This is a genomic window from Ruegeria sp. C6 (genome assembly GCF_056537625.1).
Genome location: NZ_JBQFRW010000001.1, coordinates 491,446 through 514,762 on the forward strand (window position 1 = coordinate 491,446; position 23,317 = coordinate 514,762).

20 protein-coding genes and 1 pseudogene are annotated in these 23,317 nt (G+C 53.7%); 18 read left to right on the forward strand and 3 right to left on the reverse strand.

From position 1 onward, the window contains the following. Positions 1–13 precede the first annotated feature (13 nt). Complete coding sequence (locus ACR0MJ_RS02425; protein ID WP_480758942.1) at positions 14–793, reverse strand: MOSC domain-containing protein; 780 nt, start codon at positions 791–793, stop codon at positions 14–16. A gap of 401 nt (positions 794–1,194) precedes the next feature. Here ACR0MJ_RS02425 and ACR0MJ_RS02430 point away from each other — a divergent pair, with 401 nt between their 5' ends. The 13 genes from ACR0MJ_RS02430 to ACR0MJ_RS02490 all read left to right on the forward strand — a co-directional run bounded on the left by ACR0MJ_RS02430 (position 1,195) and on the right by ACR0MJ_RS02490 (position 15,462). Next, the gene (locus ACR0MJ_RS02430; protein ID WP_170399683.1) at positions 1,195–2,514 is read left to right on the forward strand and encodes an extracellular solute-binding protein; all 1,320 of its coding nucleotides are present in this window, start codon (positions 1,195–1,197) and stop codon (positions 2,512–2,514) included. A gap of 79 nt (positions 2,515–2,593) precedes the next feature. Next, on the forward strand, positions 2,594–3,541 hold the full coding sequence (locus ACR0MJ_RS02435; RefSeq protein WP_170403466.1) for a carbohydrate ABC transporter permease: 948 nt from the start codon (positions 2,594–2,596) through the stop codon (positions 3,539–3,541). Beyond that, positions 3,538–4,476 carry a carbohydrate ABC transporter permease gene (locus ACR0MJ_RS02440; protein ID WP_010442361.1) on the forward strand — a complete coding sequence of 313 codons (939 nt, stop codon included), beginning with the start codon at positions 3,538–3,540 and terminating at the stop codon, positions 4,474–4,476. The genes ACR0MJ_RS02435 and ACR0MJ_RS02440 overlap by 4 nt, the downstream gene beginning before the upstream one ends. Continuing rightward, positions 4,473–4,661: a hypothetical protein gene (locus ACR0MJ_RS02445; RefSeq protein ID WP_170399676.1), complete on the forward strand. Its 189-nt coding sequence runs from the start codon at positions 4,473–4,475 to the stop codon at positions 4,659–4,661. The genes ACR0MJ_RS02440 and ACR0MJ_RS02445 overlap by 4 nt, the downstream gene beginning before the upstream one ends. A gap of 2 nt (positions 4,662–4,663) precedes the next feature. Then, the gene (locus tag ACR0MJ_RS02450; protein WP_480758944.1) at positions 4,664–5,761 is read left to right on the forward strand and encodes an ABC transporter ATP-binding protein; all 1,098 of its coding nucleotides are present in this window, start codon (positions 4,664–4,666) and stop codon (positions 5,759–5,761) included. Next, positions 5,754–6,746 (forward strand): ABC transporter ATP-binding protein, encoded by a 993-nt coding sequence (locus tag ACR0MJ_RS02455; protein WP_170403462.1) that lies wholly within the window; start codon positions 5,754–5,756, stop codon positions 6,744–6,746. The genes ACR0MJ_RS02450 and ACR0MJ_RS02455 overlap by 8 nt, the downstream gene beginning before the upstream one ends. Positions 6,747–6,757: 11 nt before the next feature. Further along, entirely contained in the window at positions 6,758–8,380 is a 1,623-nt protein-coding gene (locus ACR0MJ_RS02460; protein ID WP_170403460.1) for a dihydroxyacetone kinase subunit DhaK, read from the forward strand. A gap of 7 nt (positions 8,381–8,387) precedes the next feature. After that, the gene (locus ACR0MJ_RS02465; protein WP_480758950.1) at positions 8,388–9,446 is read left to right on the forward strand and encodes a LacI family DNA-binding transcriptional regulator; all 1,059 of its coding nucleotides are present in this window, start codon (positions 8,388–8,390) and stop codon (positions 9,444–9,446) included. 28 nt (positions 9,447–9,474) lie between these two features. After that, the gene (locus ACR0MJ_RS02470) at positions 9,475–10,530 is read left to right on the forward strand and encodes a sugar phosphate isomerase/epimerase family protein (protein ID WP_170734717.1); all 1,056 of its coding nucleotides are present in this window, start codon (positions 9,475–9,477) and stop codon (positions 10,528–10,530) included. After that, complete coding sequence (locus tag ACR0MJ_RS02475; RefSeq protein WP_480758957.1) at positions 10,530–11,684, forward strand: Gfo/Idh/MocA family protein; 1,155 nt, start codon at positions 10,530–10,532, stop codon at positions 11,682–11,684. Before ACR0MJ_RS02470 ends, ACR0MJ_RS02475 begins: the two co-directional genes overlap by 1 nt. 76 nt (positions 11,685–11,760) lie before the next feature. After that, a complete protein-coding gene (xylB, locus tag ACR0MJ_RS02480) occupies positions 11,761–13,218 on the forward strand; it encodes a xylulokinase (RefSeq protein WP_480758961.1) in 1,458 nt (485 codons plus the stop codon). 8 nt (positions 13,219–13,226) lie between these two features. Beyond that, positions 13,227–14,174: an aldose epimerase family protein gene (locus ACR0MJ_RS02485; protein ID WP_480758964.1), complete on the forward strand. Its 948-nt coding sequence runs from the start codon at positions 13,227–13,229 to the stop codon at positions 14,172–14,174. Further along, positions 14,164–15,462 carry a cytochrome c peroxidase gene (locus ACR0MJ_RS02490; RefSeq protein ID WP_170511825.1) on the forward strand — a complete coding sequence of 433 codons (1,299 nt, stop codon included), beginning with the start codon at positions 14,164–14,166 and terminating at the stop codon, positions 15,460–15,462. The genes ACR0MJ_RS02485 and ACR0MJ_RS02490 overlap by 11 nt, the downstream gene beginning before the upstream one ends. On the opposite strand, the gene ACR0MJ_RS02495 is transcribed toward ACR0MJ_RS02490, so the two are convergent. Beyond that, positions 15,463–16,971, reverse strand: coding sequence for a CRTAC1 family protein (locus ACR0MJ_RS02495; protein ID WP_480758967.1), 1,509 nt, complete (start codon positions 16,969–16,971; stop codon positions 15,463–15,465). Continuing rightward, positions 16,961–18,178 carry an ROK family transcriptional regulator gene (locus ACR0MJ_RS02500; protein WP_170403445.1) on the reverse strand — a complete coding sequence of 406 codons (1,218 nt, stop codon included), beginning with the start codon at positions 18,176–18,178 and terminating at the stop codon, positions 16,961–16,963. The genes ACR0MJ_RS02495 and ACR0MJ_RS02500 overlap by 11 nt, the downstream gene beginning before the upstream one ends. Before the next feature lie 151 nt (positions 18,179–18,329). Here ACR0MJ_RS02500 and xylF point away from each other — a divergent pair, with 151 nt between their 5' ends. From xylF to ACR0MJ_RS02525, 5 genes and pseudogenes are all read left to right on the forward strand, one after another. Further along, positions 18,330–19,349, forward strand: a complete 1,020-nt coding sequence (gene xylF, locus ACR0MJ_RS02505; RefSeq protein ID WP_170512769.1) for a D-xylose ABC transporter substrate-binding protein — start codon at positions 18,330–18,332, stop codon at positions 19,347–19,349. 60 nt (positions 19,350–19,409) lie between these two features. Continuing rightward, on the forward strand, positions 19,410–20,708 hold the full coding sequence (locus ACR0MJ_RS02510; RefSeq protein ID WP_480758970.1) for a sugar ABC transporter permease: 1,299 nt from the start codon (positions 19,410–19,412) through the stop codon (positions 20,706–20,708). Next, on the forward strand, positions 20,708–21,511 hold the full coding sequence (locus ACR0MJ_RS02515) for an ATP-binding cassette domain-containing protein (RefSeq protein ID WP_170403439.1): 804 nt from the start codon (positions 20,708–20,710) through the stop codon (positions 21,509–21,511). Before ACR0MJ_RS02510 ends, ACR0MJ_RS02515 begins: the two co-directional genes overlap by 1 nt. Before the next feature lie 9 nt (positions 21,512–21,520). Next, positions 21,521–22,828 carry a xylose isomerase gene (gene xylA, locus ACR0MJ_RS02520; protein ID WP_480758974.1) on the forward strand — a complete coding sequence of 436 codons (1,308 nt, stop codon included), beginning with the start codon at positions 21,521–21,523 and terminating at the stop codon, positions 22,826–22,828. A gap of 91 nt (positions 22,829–22,919) precedes the next feature. Next, positions 22,920–23,270: pseudogene (locus ACR0MJ_RS02525) on the forward strand (DDE-type integrase/transposase/recombinase); the annotation flags it as partial. Positions 23,271–23,317: the final 47 nt, after the last annotated feature.

The following is a 23,317-nucleotide window of genomic DNA, read 5'->3' on the forward strand; positions in this document are numbered from 1 at the left end:
GTTCATATTTGTTCTACTGCGTTATCTTTCCATGTTGGCCCACGTTTAGGGTTCCCTTCTCCTGCACCTCTGCGTACACGCCCATATCCATGTGGCCCAAGTGTTTTCGAATGAGGAACGGGATTTTCAGGTCTCGTTCGGCTGTTTGTGGGTTAACTTCGGTAGCGGCACATCTTTTTGTTCGCGAAATTATCTTTAGCTTCACATCGCCAAAGGCCAAGATTGAGCCGACAGAGTCCAACTCGGAAAATGGAGGTGGTCCGTCCAATTCAATATTCGCACGAAACCTTGCCGGGTGTATTTCCACATTGAGCTCTCTACTAAGTGCATCAACAGACGCTAGGTTGAGAACGGAAATTGCGTTCATCATTTTTGGCGACACGACCGAAACGTCTGTGAATCGATGCGGATGGGAAGAGACAAACACCGGCGGTTCGGGGTCTCTTAATTCGAGTGTGGTATTGAGGAAACTCGCCGCGTCCAATTGCCCGTTTGGCTCACTCATATCGAAGTGGAGAGTTTTCCTTCCGTGCTCAATTTCCAGCAATTGAGTTTGAGCGTCGAATTTGGTTTGCAGTCCAGCCAGTCTTGCTTCGTTCAAAAGCACAACAAAGCGGTCTTTTCTCAATGGTTTTGGATATCGAGGGTCGAAACCGGAGTTGTAGCGGGCAAAGCCGAATAGGCGGTCACCAGGAATGCCTTCACCCGCTCGCAGGTTTATGGTGCTTAGTGGTTCCGGGCTCAAACCTTTGATCGGGTAGCGGTTCATCCGGACAATGGTGAGTTTACTCATAATTGGGGTCCTGGCTTGTCGAGATATCCGTGTGGTGAGGCTAGCTAGCGCCCTCCTAGCGATCCTACATTGGAATCTTGGTTGAACGGCAAGAATTGGGCTTCGGCATAATCATGGATAAGCTCGGGTTGGAAATGCAATACCGTCGGTGCCTTGATTTGAAGAATCAGCGCGTTTGATTTCGAATTCCTTCTTCCTTTGCGCTTGATGAACCTGAGTGATCGAGAAGAAGAAATATATAGTAAAAGCATATTATTACTGGGAGATATCGATGTGTCGGCGGTGATTTTGAGGTACGAACCTCAAAATTTTCTGGACTTGAGGTGCGTACCTCAAATAGCCTTATAGACATGCCGCGATTCGCACATCCTCGAATGACGGCGCAAAAAAGGGAGGAATGGATGACTTACACAAAACTGGCTTCGGCCAGCGCAATAGTCCTTGCCGCTACTACTCTTTCTACCAAGGCAAATGCTGAAGACCTGACGCTCTGTTGGGCTGCATGGGACCCGGCCAACGCGCTTGTTGAGCTATCAAAAGAATTCGAAGCAGAATCCGGCCACACGATGAACTTCGAATTTGTTCCCTGGCCAAACTTTGCCGACCGGATGCTGAACGAGCTGAACTCCGGCGGGAAGCTCTGCGACCTGTTGATCGGAGATAGTCAGTGGATCGGCGGGGGCGCTGAAAACGGTCATTATGTAAAACTGAATGATTTCTTCGATGCCGAGAGCATCAGCATGGACGATTTCGCGCCGGCAACGGTTTACGCCTATTCGACATGGCCTAAAGGTACTCCGAACTACTACGCATTGCCCGCAATGGGGGATGCAAACGGCTGGTTCTATCGCAAGGACTGGTTCGAGAATCCGGACATCCAAGCTGCGTACAAGGAAGCAACAGGGCAAGATTTGCGTGAACCTCAGTCTCAGAAAGAATTGCTGCAAATTGCGCAGTTTTTCCAGGGTCGTGAGATCGATGGAAAGACGGTTTACGGTGCGGCGATCTTTACTGAGCGTGGTTCCGAAGGGATCACCATGGGTGTGACCGGAGCACTCTATCCGTGGGGCTTCAAATATGAAAACACACCAGGATCCTACGATATGGAGGGTGCCGTAAACTCGCCCGAAGCAGTCGAAGCGCTAGAGTTTTACAAAGAATTCTACAAAACAGCGACACCCCCAGGATACACAAACTCCTACATGGGAGAGAGCTTGGACGCCTTTAAGTCCGGTCAGGTCGCCATGGCTATGAACTGGTTCGCGTTCTTCCCAGGTCTCTATGCCGATCCCAATACCGGTGGTGACAAGATCGACTTCTTCGTGAACCCACCACAAAATCAGGCAGGCTCGACACTGGGCGGACAAGGTATCTCTGTTGTCAGCTACTCTGACAAACAGGACGCCGCGCTTGAGTACATTAAGTGGTTCGCGCAGCCAGAAGTTCAGGCCAAATGGTGGGAACTAGGCGGCTACTCAGCACATAATTCAGTGCTGGAAGATCCTGGTTTCGTAGACAGCCAACCGTTCGCCGGTGACTTCCTGGAAGCAATGGCCGGGGTGCAGGATTTCTGGCAAGAGCCTGCCTACGCGGAACTGCTGCTGGCAATGCAGAAGCGCATCCACGACTACGTGGTTGCCGACCAAGGCACAGCTCAAGAAGCGCTTGATCTTCTGATCGAAGATTGGACGGAAGTCTTCGAAGACGAAGGCAAGCTTTAGTCCGGACACAGGCAGGAGCGGGTGCAAACCCGCTCTACCTTCACCCGTGAGTCCTAAACCAACAAGAACTGGCAAAGAGATGTCTGACAGGACCGTAGATCGCGTTGCGCAGGCAACGCCCGAGCGAGTTGCGCGAAAAATTCGGGGGTTATCCGACCGCGCGATCGCCTGGATATTCATCTCCCCAACGATATTTCTACTGCTGGCGATCAATATCTTCCCTTTGATCTGGACCATCCAACTGAGCTTTACCAACTACAAGGCCAACCGGATCGGGCGCGAGGTCAAAGATGTCGGGTTCAGGAATTACGAGCGCATCCTGACAGACTCGGACACATGGCTGAACATGCAGGCCACCGCACATTTCCTGTTCTGGACGATTTTTTTTCAAGTCCTGATCGGATTTACTCTGGCGTGGTTGATCAACAAGAAATTCAAGGGCAATGATCTTTGGACCACGATCATCGTGCTGCCGATGATGCTGTCCCCGGCCGTTGTCGGAAACTTCTGGAAGTTTCTCTATCAGCCTCAGATCGGCCTGTTTAACTACATCGTATCGTGGTTTACCGGCAAAGACCCGTCGAGCTTTGAGATGCTCGGGTCCGTAACGCTGGCGCCCTGGTCCATCGTGATTGTCGACACCTGGATGTGGACCCCCTTCGTGATGCTCATCTGTCTGGCCGGGCTGCGCAGTATTCCCGATTACATCTACGAGGCAGCTGAGATCGACAGGGCCAGCAAGCTGCGCCAGTTCTTTACGATTACCATCCCGATGGTCCTGCCATTCCTCATGTTGGCGGTGCTGTTTAGAGGGATCGAGAACTTCAAGATGTTCGATCTGGTGGTGCAACTGACGGGCGGCGGGCCAGGGTCTGTTACGGAGCTGACCTCCATCAATTTGAAGCGCGAAGCCTTTGAGAAATGGCGCACGGGTTATGCCTCGGCCTATGCGATCATCCTTTTCGTCACCGTGTTCGGCCTTGCGTCGATCTACGTCAAAGCCCTGAACAAGGTGAAACAGAGATGAGCAGTTTTTCCGTCACCGAACCTTCGAACCGTTCAAAGTGGATCGCCGGGTTTCTGGTTATCACCTATGCGCTGATCACGATGATCCCGCTGGTTTGGATTTTGCTAACTGGCTTCAAGTCTCCAGCCGACGCGATCAGCTATCCGCCCAAGGTTGTCTTTGACCCAACACTTGAAGGCTATGTCAATCTCTTCACCACTCGCACACGGCAGACGCAGGAGTTCCTGGAAGCCAACCCGCCACAGAACTGGGCCGATGAGATCGTCCGGCAATATGACATGGTTATTGTCGGGCCATCCAAGTTTGGCGAGCGTTTTATGAATTCGGTGATCATCGGGTTTGGATCGACGTTCCTAAGCATCTTCCTTGGCACCTTGGCTGCTTATGCATTCAGCCGTTTCAAGGTGCCGCTCAAGGATGACCTTCTGTTCTTCATCCTCAGTACGAGAATGATGCCCCCGGTTGCCGTTGCGATCCCAATCTTCCTGATGTTCAGAAACCTCGGTCTAAGCGACACGCATTTGGGGATGATCCTTCTCTATACGGGTGTGAACATCTCGTTGGCTGTTTGGCTGCTGAAAGGGTTCATCGACGAAATCCCGCGAGAGTACGAGGAAGCGGCACTAATAGACGGCTACACCCGGTTTCAGGCGTTTTACAAAGTTGTACTGCCGCAGGCTGCGACGGGTATCGCTTCGACAGCGATCTTCTGCCTTATATTTGCATGGAACGAGTATGCGTTTGCCGTGTTGCTGACATCCGCGAATGCGCAGACCGCGCCGCCCTTTATTCCAACCATCATCGGGATCGGTGGGCTGGATTGGCCTGCAGTTGCGGCTGGTGCCACGATCTTCCTGATTCCGGTCATGATTTTTACCATCCTGATGCGCAAACACCTGCTGCGCGGGATCACATTCGGAGCGGTGCGCAAATGAGCGAGTTTCTATCAGGATTAATGCGTTTTCGCCGAGGCCCATGGGAGATGGTCGCGACCATCCTCATCGCGGTCGGCGTATTTATGCTGATGCAACCGTTCGTCCTTTGGGCGTTCACTTATTCCTTCATCGTTACGCTGATCGGAACTGTCATGTTCATCATCGTCAGCCATTTTCCGGAGTAGAAATGGCCCAGATCGTTGTCAAAAACGTAAAGAAGATGTTCGGTGATTTCACCGCTGTGCGGGAAAGCTCGTTCACGATTGAAGATGGTGAATTCTTCATGCTGCTTGGTCCATCGGGCTGCGGCAAAACAACGACGCTGAGGATGATCGCAGGCTTGGAGCTTCCAACATCGGGTGAGATCTATCTCGACGGCGAAGAAATCAGCCAGCGACCCCCATCAGAGCGAGACATTGCATTCGTGTTCCAGATGTTTGCGCTGTATCCCCACATGAACGTGCGCAAAAATATCAGCTACCCCCTGATATCGCAGGGCATGCCGCGTGCTGCTGTAAAAGCCAAAGTAGAAGAAGTCGCGGGAATTCTGGGGATCAACGACATCCTCGATAGCCCGGTAGGTGGACTGTCAGGTGGCGACCGGCAGCGCGTGGCGCTGGGCCGCGCGATCGTTCGCGAACCCAAGGCATTCATGATGGACGAACCGTTGGGTGCCTTAGATGCCGAGTTTCGAGAACACATGGCCGAAGAGTTACGCGCGCTTCATGACCGTATGGGCGCAACCACTGTTTACGTGACACACGACCAGTTGGAAGCCATGCAAATGGGCGACAAGATCGTAGTGATGAACAACGCTGTGATTGAGCAATTCGGCACACCTCAGGAAATCTACGACAAACCAGCCACAATGTTCGTTGCAGATTTTATCGGGTCCCCTTCCATGAACTTCCTGCCGTTTCAAGGAAAGGTCGCGCCTGACTCGGAAATGGTTCGACTAAATGGCCATGACGAAGCCGTGCCCAAACTGATGGAGGGGGCGGAAGGTGACTTAGTTTTTGGGGTTCGCCCTGAGCATGTTTTTCTATCGGATGCGAGCGCCTACAGAGCCAAGGTTCTGGCGACAGAATATTTGGGAACCACCCAGATCGTGACGCTGCAAAGCCCGAACGGAGAGCTGAAAGCCCGGATTGATGCGCGCGAAGTCGTAAATCCCGGCGAGACGGTGGGGTTAGAGTTCCGCTCACCCTCAGTAACACTGTTTGAAAAGGCCACCGGACGCGCGTTGAGGTCCGCTCTGAACGACGAGGTACCAAGTAATGGCTGAAGTCGTTTTAGAGAATATCTCGAAGTCATTCGGCAATCTAAAGGCGGTGGATGATATCTCAATGACGATCCCCAACGGCGCCTTTGTGGTGCTATTGGGTCCAACGGGCGCGGGAAAGACAACGACGCTGAGATTGATATCCGGACTTGAGAAACTGGATTCTGGAACCGTTCGCATTGCTGGACGGGATGTTGGAATAGAAACGCCAGCCCAGCGCGATGTGGCTATGGTTTTCCAGCAATACTCACTGTACCCGCATATGACAGTGCGGGAGAACCTGTCTTTTCCTCTGAGGTCGCCGATCCTGAAGACGCCAGAGGATGAGATCAAGAGGAAGGTTAACGAAGTTGCGGACATCCTCCAGATTCCGCACAAGTTGAACAACAAAGCGACTGAACTGTCTGGCGGTGAAATGCAGCGCGTTTCAATTGGACGAGCGCTGGTGCGAGACCCCCAGATATTTCTGATGGATGAACCCCTCAGCTCTTTGGACGCCAAGCTTCGGGCGGATTTGCGGGTCGAATTAAAAAGAATTCAGGCGGATCTGGGATCGACCTTGCTATACGTGACCCATGATCAAGTCGAAGCCATGACAATGGCGACGCATATCGGCGTTTTGGAAAACGGCAGGCTGGTTCAGTACGGAACACCCCGGGACATCTATGAAAACCCCGGTAGCGTTTATGTCGCCAGCCGGTTGGGACTGCCGCGGATCAACATTCTGCCTTCCGAGCTGTTCGGAGGCAATCACAAAGGTCCGCAAATAGGTCTTCGCCCGGAAAACATCATCGAAGGAGAAGGCAGCGAAGCGCGGGTAATACGCGCAGAGCATCTGGGGGATCAAACGCGGCTACACCTGGACCTGAACGGTCACCCGGTTGTGACCTTGATTGATGTACATCAGGATTATCCATCTGGAAAACTTATAAAAATCCGCCCACACAACCCGTTGTATTTTGACGCGTCCGGCGCGCGCGTGAATTAAGGAGCAAAAGCATGGCCCAGTTCCTCAACACAAAAGAAACCCTTGTAACAGAGGCGATTGACGGTCTTTTGGCCGCTTCTGGCGGCGCATTGACCCGATTGGACGGCTACCCGCATATCAAGGTGGTTTACCGTTCGGATTGGGACAAATCCAAGGTGGCATTGGTGTCTGGTGGCGGGTCTGGTCACGAACCTGCTCATGCTGGGTTTGTCGGGGCTGGCATGCTGACTGCGGCTGTGTGTGGAGAGGTGTTTGCATCGCCTTCGGTTGAGGCGGTTCTTGCGGGCATTCTGGCCGTGACCGGTGAGGCGGGGTGTTTGCTAATTGTGAAAAATTACACTGGTGATCGGTTGAACTTTGGGCTTGCGGCGGAACGCGCCCGCGCCTTGGGGCGCAAGGTTGAGATGGTGGTAGTCGATGATGACATCGCCTTGCCGGATCTGCCGCAGCCGCGTGGTGTGGCCGGGACCTTGTTCGTACACAAAATTGCAGGCGCGCTTGCGGAAGATGGCGCTGACCTGGACACAGTGACCAAGGCTGCAAAAAGCGTCATCGGTAAAGTGGTCAGTATCGGGATGAGCCTCGATACCTGCACCGTTCCGGGATCTCCGAAAGAGGACAGGATTGCACCGGGCAAAGCCGAGTTGGGCTTGGGAATCCATGGCGAACCGGGTGTTGAGCAGGTGGATTTTGCCAACGCGGTCACGGCTATGTCCACCGTCGTAGGAAAGTTAAAACAACGGATTAGCTCGGGGGAATGTGTTGCGTTGGTTAACAACCTCGGGTCTACAACCCCGCTGGAAATGTCCGTGTTGACGCACGCGTTATCCGAAACAGGGATGGCGCGTCACATTATCGGTCCTTCGCCAATGATGACATCTCTGGACATGCACGGATTCTCTGTTTCTGTCTTGCCCGTGAGCGAAGGCGAACTGTCGGCGCTTGAAGCTCCGGTCGCTCTCGTGGCATGGCCAGGCGTCAATTCTATTGATCCAATTCAAGTCGCGCCTTTGCCTGATGGCTTGACACCGATTGATCCTATTCCATCCAACAATCCCGCGACGAAGGAAACGATCACGCGATTGTCCGAATTGATGATAAATGCTGAGAAGGACCTGAATGAGTTAGATGCCAAGTCCGGCGATGGAGATACCGGCAGCACATTGGCAACTGCGGCCAGGGCTCTGCAGGGTAGTCTCGACCGAATGCCACTTGCGGATCTGACGCAACTTTTTCCGGCTTTGGGCAACGAACTCAGCCAAACAATGGGTGGTTCTTCAGGGGTCATTCTTGCCATCTTTTTCAATGCAGCAGGAGACGCCTGCGCCAGTGGCGCATCGATCCCGAAGTCTTTGGCGGAAGGTTTGAACCGCGTCAGCCAGGTTGGGGGCGCGAAGGTCGGCGACAGGACAATGATCGACGCGTTGGCACCCGCTTTGGACGCTCTGCCTTTGGGATTGGTCCAAGCTGCACATGCAGCGCGCGAAGGCGCGGACAGCACTGCAAATATTCACCGTGCCAAGGCCGGTCGGGCCGCTTATGTTCCCGAGGAAAACCTGATGGGAAACAACGACCCTGGCGCTGAAGCCGTCGCCTTGCTGTTCGAGGGGTTGGCGCGGGAGATTAAAGGCTGAACGACACGTGAAAGAGCAAAAACACAAACTAGAATTGGTGAACAAACCAACTGTGAATGACATTGCGCGTGTTGCGGGTGTCAGTCTGGCAACCGTTGATCGTGTTCTGAACAGACGGCCGGGCGTTCGTGCAGTGACTGTACAAAAGGTTCAACAGGCAATTAATGAGCTTGGCTATGTCCGCGACACCGCTGCAGCCAACCTTGCGAGAAAGCGTGTCTATAACTTCTTGTTTGTGCTGCCCGATAGCGACAACGAGTTTGTCGAAGCGCTCAGCAAGCAAATCGTAGACCAGTCGCGCGATCAGTTCATCGAGCGGACTCGTATGAAAATCCAACGTGTCGCTCCATTTGATCCCCAGGAAATTGTCGAAATCCTAGACGCCTTGGACATTCGGGAAGTCGATGGCGTCGCTGTCTTCGGTCCGGAAACACCGTCGGTACGTGATGCAGTGAAACGGGTCCGGGACAAAGGCGTTCCAGTCGTCGCGTTGGTGTCCGACCTCCCCAGCTCGGAGCGCGACCACTTCGTCGGAGTTGACAACGTATCGGCTGGTCGGACTGCGGCACAGTTGATGGGGCGCTTTGTGCATCGCAAGGGAAAGTTGTTGGTCTTGACAGGCTCGCGCTTGGCACGGGATCATTTGGAACGACGGCAGGGTTTTGATCTGGTGATTGCCGAAGATTTTCCGCATCTCGAAGTTGTGGCGTCGGTCGAAGGTCGCGATGACCCTGAACTGATTTACAAGATGATGCCCGAGATTTTTGAGACCTATCCAGATCTTGTCGGTATCTATTCTTCCGCTGCTGGCAACGCCGGTTTGATCCAGTTTCTGTCCGACAGCAAAATCAGCAAAGATCTGGTGATCATAGCCCATGAACTCACGCCGCTCAGCCGTGACGCACTGAGCCGTGGAACATTTGATGCGTTAATCTCGCAGGATTCAGGTCACTTGGTCCGATCCGCGGTCCGTCTGTTGCGCGCAACATCAGACAAGGTTCCGTTCAACAAGGCACAAGAACGTATTCGCATCGATATCTATCTGAAGGAAAATTTACCGCCATAGAGGCATCGGTTTTTGGGGAGGAGACATTATGGAAACGATCAAAGGCCCGGCGTTGTTTCTGGCACAGTTCGCCGGAGATGAAGCGCCTTTCAACTCGTGGGACACCATTACCAAATGGGCGGCGGATTGTGGGTACAGAGGCGTTCAGGTGCCCAGTTGGGACGGCCGGTTGTTTGATCTTGAAACCGCTGCCTCAAGCACGGATTACTGCGATGAATTCAAGGGCAAGGCCAAAGAGAACGGCGTGGAAGTGACGGAGTTGTCCACGCATCTTCAGGGCCAACTTGTTGCCGTGCATCCCGCATACGACGCAGCATTCGACGGCTTTGCTGCCGAAAGCGTCAGGGGAAACGCAAAAGCCCGGCAGGAGTGGGCCGTTGATCAGGTTAAGAAGGCGCTGTCAGCTTCCAAAAATTTAGGGATATCTGCGCACGCGACATTCTCTGGCGCGCTCGCATGGCCTTATGTTTACCCTTGGCCGCAACGTCCTGCTGGCCTTATCGAAACAGCATTTGATGAGCTTGCCAGCCGTTGGGTCCCGATCCTGGATCACGCAGAAGATTGTGGAGTCGATGTTTGTTATGAAATCCATCCAGGCGAGGATCTGCATGATGGCGTGACCTATGAGATGTTCCTCGAACGGGCGGGCAATCATACTCGGGCTTGTATGCTGTACGACCCGTCGCATTACGTTCTGCAGTGTCTCGACTACCTTGATAATATCGACATCTACAAAGACCGAATCCGGATGTTCCATGTCAAAGACGCCGAGTTCAACCCGACCGGTCGGCAGGGCGTCTATTCTGGTTATCAAAGCTGGGTTAACCGGGCAGGGCGTTTCCGCTCGCTTGGTGATGGTCAGGTCGACTTTGGGGCCGTTTTTTCGAAGATGGCTGCAAACGATTTTGACGGCTGGGCCGTGGTCGAGTGGGAGTGCTGCTTGAAACACCCAGAAGACGGAGCGCGCGAAGGTGCGCAATTCGTTTCTGACCACATTATCCGTGTCACAGAGAAAGCATTCGACGACTTTGCGGATGGCGGCAGCGATATGGCGGCCAATCGAAAAATGCTGGGGATAGACTGATGGTAACTGGACGCAGTGAAGTAAAATCAGGCCGCATTCGCCTTGGCATGGTTGGTGGCGGCACTGATGCTTTCATAGGAGGTGTGCATCGAATTGCGGCGCGCTTGGATGACAAGTTCGAGTTGGTCGCAGGTGCCTTGTCTTCAACGCCAGAAAAATCTCGAGAAAGCGGAGAAGCGTTGGGGCTCGAACGGGTCTATGACGACTTTAAGCAGATGGCGATCAGAGAAGCGCGTTTGAAATCGGGGATCGAAGCAGTCTCGATCGTCACGCCTAATCACGTTCATTACGCCGCAGCGCGAGAGTTCTTGAAGCGCGGTATTCACGTGATTTGCGACAAGCCCCTCACTTCGACCCTTGCGGATGCCAAGAAGCTCGTGAAGGCGGCGAAGAGTTCAGGCGCGCTGTTCATTCTAACCCATAACTACACCGGTTATCCAATGGTCAGGCAGGCGCGTGAGATGGTCGCCAACGGAGAGATTGGCAATATCCGCGTGGTTCAGGTTGAATATCCGCAGGACTGGTTGACCGAGCAGCAAGACTTTAAGCAAGCCGAATGGCGAACCGATCCTGAGCGTTCCGGAGCAGGGGGATCGACGGGTGACATCGGAACCCACGCCTACAATATCGCCTGCTTTGTGACAGGCTTGAAGGCGGAAAGCCTTGCGGCTGACTTGCAGGCCTTTGTGCCGGGGCGCAGGGTCGACGATAACGCACATGTCCTGCTGCGGTTCGACGGTGGCGCGCGCGGGATGCTGTGGTCGTCCCAAGTTGCCCCCGGCAACGAAAACGCACTGCGATTGCGTGTCTATGGTGAAAAAGGTGGGATCGAGTGGGCGCAGGAAGATCCAAACTATCTTTGGTTTACGCCCTATGGTGAGCCGAAACGACTGATCACCCGCAATGGGGCCGGAGCCGGGGACGCCGCCAACCGTCTGAGCAGGGTGCCTCCGGGCCATCCGGAAGGGTATCTGGAAGGTTTTGCAAATGTCTATAGTGAAGCTGCGGACGCCATAACAGCGTTTCGAAGTGGCAATTCAGCTGATCCATCGGTGATCTATCCCACTGTTCAGGATGGATTGAATGGTGTCAGGTTCGTTGCAGCTTGCGTGCAAAGTTCTGCAAGAAATGCGGCTTGGGTAAAGTTGGAGTAGCGCGACAGTCGCCTTGACACTGCGTCTTCCATGATTAATTTTATCAACTAAAATAAAACTCAAAGGATGGCGCCGAATGTATCTTGGATTGGATTTGGGAACGTCGGGACTCAGAGGCATTCTGATCGATGAATCCGGTCTCGTCGTCAGCGACGCAGAAGCTGGCATTTCTACATCGACGCCAAAACCCGGCTGGTCCGAGCAGAATCCGTCAGATTGGATTAGCGCTTGCTTAGAAGTCGTCGCGAATCTCCGTGCGGACAACGAACCGGCATTCGCAAAACTTCGCGGCATTGGTCTGAGCGGACACATGCATGGTGCCACTTTATTGGATACCAGTGGAAGGGTTCTTAGGCCCTGCATTCTATGGAATGATACACGCTCGGCGGACGAGGCAAGTACACTCGACCAGATTCCACAGATGCGCACCATATCAGGAAACATCGTTTTTCCTGGCTTCACGGCCCCGAAACTGGAATGGGTGCGATCACACGAGCCCGAGGTGTTCTCAAAAACAGCCAAGGTTCTATTGCCTAAAGACTATCTGCGGTTTTGGCTGACGGGTGAGTACATATCGGACATGTCAGACAGTGCCGGCACATCATGGTTGGACGTAGACAATCGTCAGTGGTCGGAAACGGCTTTGGGTTTGGGTCACATGCATGCCTCGCAGATGCCGCGTCTTGTCGAAGGGAACGAACCGGCTGGTGAGTTGAAAACTGAGCTGCGGCGGGCGTGGGGGCTTTCCAATCCTGTCGTTGTGGCAGGTGGCGCAGGTGACAATGCGGCCGCCGCGTGTGGCATCGGGAGCATTCGGGACGGCGCGGGTTTTGTATCTTTGGGAACGTCTGGAGTTCTTCTTGTTGCTCGGGAAGCATATGCTCCGGCACCTGAAACTGCAGTACATTGCTTTTGCCACGCTGTTCCCGAAATGTGGATACAAATGGGGGTCATACTCTCGGCAACAAACAGTATGAATTGGTTGTCTCGCAATCTAAGTCAATCTGTGGAAAAACTGGCGTCGATGGTACCCGACAGTATAACCGGACCCTCCTCGATTGCGTTCCTACCGTACCTTTCAGGCGAGCGAACGCCGCATAACAATAGCCGTATCCGAGCAGCTTTCTTAGGCATAGATGTCGCGTCGGGCCCCGCTGAACTGACACAATCTGTGATGGAAGGCGTTGCCTTCGCGATGCGTGACTGTCTTGAAGCCTTAAAAAGCACAGGAACCGTACCGACCAACTTGATGGCTGTTGGAGGAGGCGCACGATCCAGGTTCTGGTTGGAAACAATGGCGACCGTTTTGCAAGTGCCGTTGGGCTTGCCAAAAGGCAGTGATTTCGGAGCGGCGATGGGCGCAGCGCGCCTCGCTATCTGCGCGGCCAACAACGCAAACCTTGGGGACATCATGACACCACCCAAAATTCAGGAAGTTATCGATCCACGTAACGATCTGGCCGAACACTATGAAAGGGAATATGGGCGATATCGACAGTATTACATGGCACTGGCGCCCTTGGCGGCAGGATGACGCCTGCAATGGAATATTCTTCTCGGGTCGAGACGGTTATGCTGACCGATGGCGATATGCGGGCATCGGTACTGAACTACGGGGCAATCACTCAAAGTTGGTGGTTCAAGGATATTCCGCTTATTTTGGGGTTTGATGATCCAATCAAGTACTTACTCGATACAAGTTATGTGGGCGCAGTTGTAGGTCGTGTTGCGAACCGGATCGGTGGTGCGCGGTTCGAGTTGGCAGGCACACGTTTTGGGCTTAGCGCCAATGAGGGCAAGAATACTCTGCATGGCGGGGCTGAGGGGCTTTCCAAACAATTCTGGAACCTTAGACAGACCGCACCAAACGAAGTGGTATTGCGCTACCTTTCACACGACGGGGAAAGCGGTTTTCCTGCGAATGTCCGGTTCGAGGTCAGCGTCACGCTGCGGTACCCACGGTTGACCTATATATTAAGAGGTTATCCTGACCGTCCTACGCCGATCAGCCTAACGCAGCATAACTATTATTCCTTGGGCAGCTCAAAAGGTGTCGACGCACACAAACTGGAACTGGCCTCTGTCCGCTACTTGGAACTAGACGAACAAGGAGTTCCGTCCGGTGCGATGTGTTCGACCAAGAACGGCGAACTTGATTTCTCTGCGCCCAGATCGATCGGGCATGTTCCAAAGGCCATCGACCACTATTTCTGCTTTGACCTGAATCGCGATCCAACTGGTCCGGTCGCGAAGTTCACCGCACCGTCCGGTCTTTCTCTGACTGCTTATTCTGACCAACCCGGAGTACAGGTCTATTCGGGTGCCCAATTGGCGAAGCCGCTAAGCGGTTCGGCTGGTTTGTGCATCGAACCCTCTGGATATCCGAACGCGCCCAACATACCCTCGTTTCCTTCGATCATATGCACCTACGAGAAACCGTACAGGCAGGTGCTCACGCTCGAGATTTCGGAAGATGGCAATGAGAGCTAGGTTAGTCATTTCCACCATTGGCTTTTTGATTGCCGGCAATGGCGCCAATGCTCAGGAGCTTGGGCCACCTCCAACTTTCCTAGAACCTGATTTCGACCGCGTTGAACTAGGACAGTTGCTATTCTACGACCCGATTTTGTCCGGCAACAAGAACATCAGTTGCGCGACATGCCATCACCCGAGGTTTGGCACTTCGGACGGCCTTTCGTTAGGAATCGGGGAAGGCGGGATTGGCCTGGCTGCTGAACGCAGGCTGGATCCCCAGAATACGCCGGAGCAACGCATCCCCCGTAATTCACCAGCGCTTTGGAATCTTGGTGCGACAGAGTTTACGACGTTTTTTCATGATGGGCGCCTTGAGGCCGATCCATCACAACCCAACGGGATTAGAACACCTTTGGGGACACATATGCGGTCAGGTTTCCAATCGGCATTAGCGGCGCAGGCGATGTTCCCGGTTCTTTCACCAGACGAAATGGCTGGTCATTACTCGGAAAATGACGTCAGCAAGGCAGTTCGACTCGGGCTTTTGACACAGCAAGGCGGCGCGTGGGATCTGATTGCAGCACGTGTTGCCGCTATCCCAGAATACAAGCAGCGGTTTGAAGCCATTACGCCGGGTGGTGAGATATCTTTCACGGCCATAGCAAATGTAATCGCAGATTTCATCGCGTTCGAATGGCGCGCAGATAACAGTCCTTTTGATCGCGCGATGCGAGGCGAGGGCACACTATCCGAAGACGCCGAACTTGGCATGAACCTGTTTTATGGAGAGGCGGGGTGTAGCGCATGCCACGTGGGATGGTTCCAAACAGATCACAAGTTTCATTCGATCGCCCTTCCGCAAATCGGGCCCGGAAAGGCTGCTCGATTTGAGAACCATGTCAGAGATGATGGTCGTCTTCGCGTCACGGGTAACCCCGAGGACGCGTTTGCCTTTCGTACGCCATCGCTCCGCAATGTGACGCTGACCGCTCCTTACGGGCACAATGGAGCATTTGCACGGCTTGAGGATATCGTACGCCACCATCTGGACTCGGTTTCTTCTTTGCGAAGCTACACTACTGAAATGGCTTATTTGCCAGATTTTCCGGGTTCTGAAGACGAAACTCCGCTGCTGGATCAGCAACATCTAGATGCCATAGCCAAAAGCAATAGTTTACCGAAGGTTGTTCTAACAGATAATGAGGTCGACGCGTTATTGAGCTTTCTGGCAAGCCTTGAAGACCCTGCGCAGAGGTTGGGCGTTCCTGCCTATGTTCCAAGCGGTCTGCCGGTAGATCAATAGTCACCTATGCATTTCAACGATCTGGTTCGGCACGACCTCCTGCCACGCACCGACTTCTCCGTCCGGCCATATTACCCGTAACTGTACTTGAGTTTCAGCCCCCAAGCCGAAATGGTGATAGCCAGCCGTGCCTCCTAAATGTCCGCCGCCAATGGTTATTTCGCGGGTCTGTAAGCCCCGCCTGGTTCGAACCTCGACAAATCCGCCTACCGCTTCCCAATTGAATTTGTCCTGAGTAACTTCTACCAACAGCCAATTGCCACCTGCTGATATATTCTGGTTGACCTCAAGTTTTGATCCACGGTTTACGACCACCAGATCGAGCCGCCCATCGTTGTTCAGATCCGCAAGCGCTGCGCCGCGAGACTTCGCTATCGACGCAACACCAGCCTCTGCCGAAGCTTCGATAAACTGACCTTCCGAATCCTGAACCAAAAGGTTGTTCGGGTCGTTCAGTGCTGCATCGGGCATTTGCTCGACATTGCCTTTGGCGACGAAGATGTCGTCTCTGCCGTCATTGTTGACGTCTCCAAACTGCGCGTGCCAACCGGTCGACGGCCTTCCGTCATTGCCGACATGCGGCCTGTGGGCAGTCGTGCCTTTTTCATAAGTTGCATCGCGCCATGTCGGGCCGCCGGTATCGGGGTCAAAAATTTGGAGTTTTTGGTCACCCATCGAAGTCAAGTAAACCTCAGGAAAGCCGTCTCCGGTCAGATCGCGAGAGGCAATTCCCATGCCCCAGATCGAATAGGGCAGCCATCCGTCTTCGGGCGAATACAATCGGGGCTCTGGCTCCATGGCCCATAGTTGCTCTTGCCCGCCACGAACATAATAGTGGCGGTCGTTGCTGATACGGAGGTCAGCACGTCCGGTTCGCGCCCAGTCTGAAAACAAAATGGAAAGCGAGCAATATCCCGGTTTCAGATGCTGGGGTTGGCCATAACTGTTCCCGTTCGGGCGATAGAGTAGGGTTGGCCCGCAGGATTCAAACGGACCTTCTGGATCGAAGCGATCCACGTAAGTTCCAAACGCCAGAGTCGGCATAGACTGGCCTTCTTCCCAAGTGGCTGAAAACCCTGTGGTCCAGTGATCTTCGGATTGGAACTCGATGTTATCGAAGGGACGAAACTGACAATCCGACTGCCCTTGAAGCAGCACATCTTCGCCAACGCGCAAAATGGCCAGGTCAGTCAAGCCATCGCCGTTAATGTCTAATGGGTAAGCACCGGTTACTCCCGTCAAGAACAGTGGATCCGGCGTTTCAATCCGAAAAGAAATCTCGCCCTGAGAGGTGTTTTTGAACAGCTGAGATCGATTGGATCCGCCCGCGACGAACAATTCGGGAAACGTGTCGCCGTCACAGTCGAAAACTGCTACGCCACCACCCACAAAATGCTCCCAACCGCCGTCGTAGATATGTGCAGGTACATCTATTGCTTTGAATTGCGGTTGAGTGCCCGCTTCGGCAGCCGTGGCAAGAAAGAGTAATGCCGCAAGTTCAGGACGCATTCGCCGCAAGCTCCTTCACCTTCAGGATCGAGACTTGTTCGATCCCATAGGCGGCCGCACCTTTGGCCCACATCAGATCACCCCAGTGATGCACTTTGATTTCAGGCAAGGGCGCGTCGACATTCACAACACCATTTCGAATGCGCGTCATAACTTCGGCTGAGCAAAGGTGTTCAAAACTCATTTGCGCGCCCGATACAATAATGCACTGGGGATCGAACAGATTAATCAGATTGGATACCCCAAGCCCGAACATCTGTCCTGCACGCGCTAGAACCGAGGCGGCTCTATCATCACCGGAATTGGCACGAGCGTGGATATCCGAGACCGTTTGCATATTATCGGCGTGACCTGTGACAGTCATTTCCCGGATCAGGGCGTAGTCCCCCACATAGGCTTCCAGACACCCCCGTTGTCCACATTGGCATAATGCGCCATCGAGTTGCACCTTAGTATGCCCAAATTCGGCCCCGCACCCTCTTTCCCCGCGATAAAGTCGGCCGTCCAGAACGATGCCAAGCCCAACACCATGTTCGATCGTGACGACAAGGAAATTCTTCAACCCGTTGCCTAGCCCAGAAAGCTGTTCAGCCTTTGCGACAAGGTTCGCGTCGTTTTCCACGAATGCAGGGCAGGGGAGTTCTTTCGCAAGTAAAGGGCTGAAGTCAATGTTTCTTTCAGTTACCGAGGATGACCAGTGGACAAAGTTCCTTGCCGCATCAATCTGCCCGGCCAATCCGATTGAAACGCCAGCCAAGTGTCCGATTGAAAGACCGACCCGTTGGCACGTAACTTCAAGGGCTTCGCGAATAGTCGATATAAGGTTCGTCGGCGACATTCGGGCGTCTTCAAGCGGGACGTTGTGCGACGTCACCTCGTTGCCTTCAAAATCCACCAATATGACCGAGATCACCTGACGAGCAATCTTCAGGCCCGCAACAAGAATGGATTGGCCATCCAATTGCAGCAAAACTCTGGGCCGACCTCTTTTTCCAGACTTTGACTGAGCTTCGCCTTCGGTTTCCTTGATCAGCCCTGCCGAGATCAGATCAGCCGTCGCTGAAGTGATCGTGGCAGGACTGGTCTCCAAGGCGGATGCGATATCAATCCGCGATACGGATCCATTGCTTCTGATCTGTTCCAACACCCGTAGGCGGGTCGCGTTTCGTTGGTCCAAAGAAACTACAGACGCTTTGCTTTTCAGCATCTTGCCCTCGCGAATCTTACCTTTGGTTCAATCTATTTGAATTTTGATGTGTCTTATAGACTAAATATTTTACCGACTGAAATAAATGTGTTATTTAAAATTGTGAGAGCCGCGAATCGAGTTGAGATGGCTCTGCATATGGGAGGAAATCATGAAAAAAATTCTCAGCTTCTCAGCTGTAGCCACGCTGCTGGCCTCGACTGCGTTCGCAGAGCCGGTAGTCGGCGTAAGCTGGTCCAACTTTCAGGAAGAGCGCTGGAAGACAGACGAAGCCGCGATCAAATCGGCGCTAGAAGCCGGCGGTGCCGAGTATATCTCGGCCGATGCGCAATCGTCCTCGGCCAAACAGCTTTCGGATATCGAAAGCCTGATTGCGCAAGGCGTGGATGCACTCATTATTCTCGCGCAAGACGCGCAGGCGATTGGACCGGCGGTTCAGGCCGCGGCGGACGAAGGTATTCCTGTGATTGCCTATGACCGTCTGATCGAGGACGACCGAGCATTTTATCTGACCTTCGACAACGTGGAAGTCGGCAGAATGCAGGCTCGGGCTGTCTTTGAGGCCATGCCCAAAGGCAACTACGTGATGATCAAAGGCTCTCCTACTGATCCGAACGCAGATTTCCTGCGCGGTGGTCAGCAAGAGATCATCGGAGCAGCCGTCGACAGCGGTGACATTGTAATTGTTGGTGAAGCCTACACAGATGGTTGGTTGCCCGCGAACGCGCAGCGGAACATGGAACAAATCCTGACCGCGAACGAAAACAACGTGGATGCAGTCGTTGCGTCGAATGACGGTACTGCAGGCGGTGTTGTTGCTGCGCTGACCGCACAGGGTATGGAAGGCATTCCGGTGTCAGGTCAGGATGGCGACCACGCAGCGTTGAACCGTGTTGCGCTGGGCACTCAAACCGTTTCGGTATGGAAGGACGCTCGTGAACTCGGAAAGGCCGCTGGCGAAATCGCAGTCGCATTGAGCGGTGGGACAAGCCCTGCTGATGTCGAAGGTGCAGTTAGTTGGACATCACCTGGTGGCACCGAGATGAACTCGGTCTTCCTCGCACCCGTTCCGATCACCAAGGACAACCTATCCGTTGTTGTGGACGCTGGATGGATCCCATTGGAAGATCTGTGTCAGGGCGTTGAAAACGGACCTGCTCCCTGCAACTAAACTTCAAAGTCCCTGGCCCCGTCTGGGCCGGGGACTATTGCTGAATATGAAAGATCGGAAATGACCGAAACTTCGTCTCAGCCGGTACCTGAAAAAGCGAAACCCAGCCTGTTCCAGCAACTGGAACTGGATACGCGGCTTTTGGGAATGATCGGCGCGTTTGTCATCCTGTGCATCGGGTTCAACATCTTCACAGATGGAAGGTTCCTGACGCCGCGCAATCTATTCAACTTGTCCATCCAGACGGTTTCGGTCGCCATTATGGCATGCGGGATGGTATTTATTATCGTCACACGGCACATCGACTTGTCGGTTGGTGCACTGCTGGCAACAACCTCGGCCGTGATGGCGATGACGCAAACCGAGCTTTTGCCACAAGTCCTTGGGATGGGTTTGAACAATCCAGCAACCTGGGCGATCACCATTGTTGTCGGGCTGTTTGTCGGCACGCTGATTGGTGCGTTTCATGGCTGGATGGTCGGATACCTGACGATACCAGCCTTCATCGTCACGCTTGGTGGATTTCTGGTTTGGAGAAACGTGGCGTGGTATTTGACTAGCGGTCAGACGATTGGTCCTCTGGATAGTACATTCCTGATGTTTGGCGGGACCAACGGGACATTGGGAACGACGACAAGCTGGCTGTTCGGCTTGTTTGCTACCGCAATCGCGATCTGGGCTTTGTGGAGCAGTCGTCGCGCAAAGGCGGCACATGGGTTCCCCGTCAAACCTGTCTGGGCCGAGGCCACTTTGGCCGGGATAATCGCGATCGCCATCCTTGGGTACGTTTACATCGTAAACAGCTACGCCATACCAACGCGTCGGCTGCAACGTATGTTCGAAGCGCGCGGAGAGACAATGCCAGAGGGGCTGGTCGTCGGATACGGCATACCGATTTCTGTACTCATCCTAATCATCGTGGCTGTCACGCTGACAATTGTGGCGCGAAAAACCCGGTTTGGTCGGTACATCTTTGCCACTGGCGGCAACCCGGATGCGGCAGAGCTTTCGGGTATCAACACTCGACTGCTAACCGTGAAAATCTTTGCTTTGATGGGTTTCTTGTGCGCCGTGTCCGCGGTGGTCGCCTCGGCCCGCTTGGCGAACCATTCGAACGACATTGGTACGCTCGACGAACTTCGGGTCATAGCAGCTGCAGTGATCGGAGGAACCGCATTGTCGGGCGGCATCGGCACTATCTATGGCGCGATCCTGGGTGCATTGATCATGCAGGCGCTGCAATCGGGCATGGCAATGGTTGGCGTTGACGCGCCGTTTCAGAACATCGTCGTCGGCAGCGTCCTCGTGTTGGCCGTCTATATCGACATCGTTTACCGCAAGCGACTGGGGGCAAAGTGATGCAAGCTCAGGATACGCAGAAAAAACCTTCTGGCACTGGGCGCGGTTCAGGCGCGCCGCCATTGGTCGAGATGCGCGACATCTCGATTTCCTTCGGTGGGATCAAGGCCGTCGACCATGTGTCGGTCGATCTCTATCCGGGTGAAGTCGTTGGCCTGCTTGGCCACAACGGGGCCGGAAAGTCCACGTTGATCAAGGTATTGTCCGGCGCCTATCAGATGGACCACGGCGAAATTCTGATCGATGGCAAGCCGGTCGAGATTGGCAATCCCCGTGACGCCCGGGCGAACAATATCGAAACGATATATCAGACGCTCGCCTTGGCCGACAATCTGGACGCGACATCAAACCTGTTCCTGGGGCGCGAGATGACGACGCCTTTTGGCTTGGTCAACGACGCAGCCATGGAGGCCGAGTGCCGAAAGATCATGGCGCAGCTCAACCCGAACTTTCAGAAGTTCAATGACCCGGTCTCCGCCTTGTCGGGTGGGCAAAGACAATCAGTGGCGATTGCTCGGGCCGTCTATTTCAATGCCCGTATCCTGATCATGGATGAACCCACAGCAGCGCTTGGGCCGCATGAAACTCAGATGGTGGCGGATCTGATCCACCAGCTGAAGGCGCAAGGCATCGGGATATTTCTGATCGATCACGACGTGCATGCCGTCATGGAACTGTGCGACCGCGCATCGGTCATGAAGAACGGAAAACTGGTTGGGACGGTCGATATCTCAGACGTAACTGATGACGATCTTTTGTCGATGATCATTCTCGGCAAACAGCCAGCACAAAAAGCAGAGTAGGGGGCAGAAATGCCAAGTGGATTTTTTGAAGGGATCGAGAAGGTCCAGTTTGAAGGCGTGGACAGCAAGAACCCGTTGGCCTTTCGTCACTACGACCCGGATGAAATAATCATGGGCAAGCGTATGGAGGACCATCTGCGGTTTGCAGTGGCCTGGTGGCATTCATTCGCGTGGGAGGGCGGAGACCCCTTTGGTGGACCTACGTTCGAACGCCCATGGTATCCTCAGGACGATATGGGCCGGGCCCGACAGAAGGCAGATATTGCATTCGAATTGTTTGCGCTTTTGGGGCAGCCATTCTTTTGCTGGCACGACGCTGACATCCGGCCCGAACAGGGAAATTTTGCCGATAACCTGCGCACATTGGAAGATATCACCGATTATATCGGTGAAAAGATGCAGGTGTCTGGTACCAAGCTGCTTTGGGGCACGGCCAATATGTTCAGCCATCGTCGCTGGATGTCTGGCGCCAGTACCAATCCTGATCCCGACGTTTTTGCATTCGCTGCAGCGACCGTGAAATACTGCATGGATGCAACTCACAAGCTCGGCGGCGAAAACTATGTTCTGTGGGGTGGTCGTGAGGGCTACGAAACCCTTCTGAACACGGATTTGAAAACCGAGTTGGACCACATGGGCCGTTTCTTGAACATGGTCGTTGAATACAAACACAAGATTGGGTTCAAAGGAACTATTCTCGTTGAGCCCAAGCCTCAGGAGCCGTCCAAACACCAATACGACTACGACGCCGCGACTTGTATTGGATTTCTCAGGAAGTACGGGTTGGAGGACGAGGTCAAGTTGAACCTGGAGCAGGGGCATGCGATCCTGGCCGGACACAGTTTCGAGCATGAAATTGCGGTTGCCGCTGCCGAAGGGATGCTTGGCTCGATCGACATGAACCGAAACGATTACCAATCCGGGTGGGATACGGACCAGTTCCCGAATAACACGCCAGAGGTTGCTTTGGCATATTACTACATCCTGAAAGCTGGTGGCTTTACAACTGGGGGCACAAATTTTGACGCCAAAATTCGTCGGCAATCGCTTGATGCAAAAGATCTTGTTGCAGCCCATGTCGGCGGAATGGACATTTGTGCACGGGGCTTGAAAGCTGCGGCTGCTATGATTGAAGACGGTGGCTTGGAGGACGCGCTGACGGAACGGTATTCCGGTTGGAACACGCCGGAAGCAGTGTCTATGTTGGGTAGCAGTCTGGAAGAGATTTCTGCCCGGGTTCTGCAGGAAAATACCAACCCGAAACCACAATCTGGGCGTCAGGAGATTCTGGAGAATTATGTGAACAGGTTTGTGTGACCAAGGAAAACTGCAATCGGGGAACTGTCAAAAGAGTCTTGTCAGAAGAGCTTTGCTTGGGCGGGGTAGGGGTGTTGCGTAGCTTTTGCCCATGACCAGACCTGCATCTTTCAAATACTATAATAACCAGTTCTGAGATCATCCGCTTGACCGTGATGCTGTACATTCGATTCCCGCTCTCGCTTCGGAATGCCGTAGATCTGTTGCACGAGCGAGGCATCGACCTGAGTCACGAAACCGACTGCTACTGTTGGAACCGGTTCGGTCCAGTGTTTGCCTCTGAGATCCGAAGATAGCGGATGCAACAACTGCGCGCACTCTCGATATGGAAGTGGCACGCCGACGAGATTTTGTGAAGGTGAATGGTAAGAGACATTGCCTCTGGCGGGTTGTTGATCACGAAGGCGAGGTGCTGGAAACCGTTGTCACCAAACGCCGAAACGAGTAGCCGCTTATTTTGGGATCAAGATCAGTGGTTTTGGGACTGGG

What these genes read in the sequence shown, in the direction of transcription:
- ACR0MJ_RS02425 (WP_480758942.1), bottom strand. Translation starts at nt 793, where the DNA reads ATGAGTAAACTCACCATTGTCCGGATGAACCGCTACCCGATCAAAGGT.
- ACR0MJ_RS02430 (WP_170399683.1), top strand. Translation starts at nt 1,195, where the DNA reads ATGACTTACACAAAACTGGCTTCGGCCAGCGCAATAGTCCTTGCCGCT.
- ACR0MJ_RS02435 (WP_170403466.1), top strand. Translation starts at nt 2,594, where the DNA reads ATGTCTGACAGGACCGTAGATCGCGTTGCGCAGGCAACGCCCGAGCGA.
- ACR0MJ_RS02440 (WP_010442361.1), top strand. Translation starts at nt 3,538, where the DNA reads ATGAGCAGTTTTTCCGTCACCGAACCTTCGAACCGTTCAAAGTGGATC.
- ACR0MJ_RS02445 (WP_170399676.1), top strand. Translation starts at nt 4,473, where the DNA reads ATGAGCGAGTTTCTATCAGGATTAATGCGTTTTCGCCGAGGCCCATGG.
- ACR0MJ_RS02450 (WP_480758944.1), top strand. Translation starts at nt 4,664, where the DNA reads ATGGCCCAGATCGTTGTCAAAAACGTAAAGAAGATGTTCGGTGATTTC.
- ACR0MJ_RS02455 (WP_170403462.1), top strand. Translation starts at nt 5,754, where the DNA reads ATGGCTGAAGTCGTTTTAGAGAATATCTCGAAGTCATTCGGCAATCTA.
- ACR0MJ_RS02460 (WP_170403460.1), top strand. Translation starts at nt 6,758, where the DNA reads ATGGCCCAGTTCCTCAACACAAAAGAAACCCTTGTAACAGAGGCGATT.
- ACR0MJ_RS02470 (WP_170734717.1), top strand. Translation starts at nt 9,475, where the DNA reads ATGGAAACGATCAAAGGCCCGGCGTTGTTTCTGGCACAGTTCGCCGGA.
- ACR0MJ_RS02475 (WP_480758957.1), top strand. Translation starts at nt 10,530, where the DNA reads ATGGTAACTGGACGCAGTGAAGTAAAATCAGGCCGCATTCGCCTTGGC.
- xylB (WP_480758961.1), top strand. Translation starts at nt 11,761, where the DNA reads ATGTATCTTGGATTGGATTTGGGAACGTCGGGACTCAGAGGCATTCTG.
- ACR0MJ_RS02485 (WP_480758964.1), top strand. Translation starts at nt 13,227, where the DNA reads ATGGAATATTCTTCTCGGGTCGAGACGGTTATGCTGACCGATGGCGAT.
- ACR0MJ_RS02490 (WP_170511825.1), top strand. Translation starts at nt 14,164, where the DNA reads ATGAGAGCTAGGTTAGTCATTTCCACCATTGGCTTTTTGATTGCCGGC.
- ACR0MJ_RS02495 (WP_480758967.1), bottom strand. Translation starts at nt 16,971, where the DNA reads ATGCGTCCTGAACTTGCGGCATTACTCTTTCTTGCCACGGCTGCCGAA.
- ACR0MJ_RS02500 (WP_170403445.1), bottom strand. Translation starts at nt 18,178, where the DNA reads ATGCTGAAAAGCAAAGCGTCTGTAGTTTCTTTGGACCAACGAAACGCG.
- xylF (WP_170512769.1), top strand. Translation starts at nt 18,330, where the DNA reads ATGAAAAAAATTCTCAGCTTCTCAGCTGTAGCCACGCTGCTGGCCTCG.
- ACR0MJ_RS02510 (WP_480758970.1), top strand. Translation starts at nt 19,410, where the DNA reads ATGACCGAAACTTCGTCTCAGCCGGTACCTGAAAAAGCGAAACCCAGC.
- ACR0MJ_RS02515 (WP_170403439.1), top strand. Translation starts at nt 20,708, where the DNA reads ATGCAAGCTCAGGATACGCAGAAAAAACCTTCTGGCACTGGGCGCGGT.
- xylA (WP_480758974.1), top strand. Translation starts at nt 21,521, where the DNA reads ATGCCAAGTGGATTTTTTGAAGGGATCGAGAAGGTCCAGTTTGAAGGC.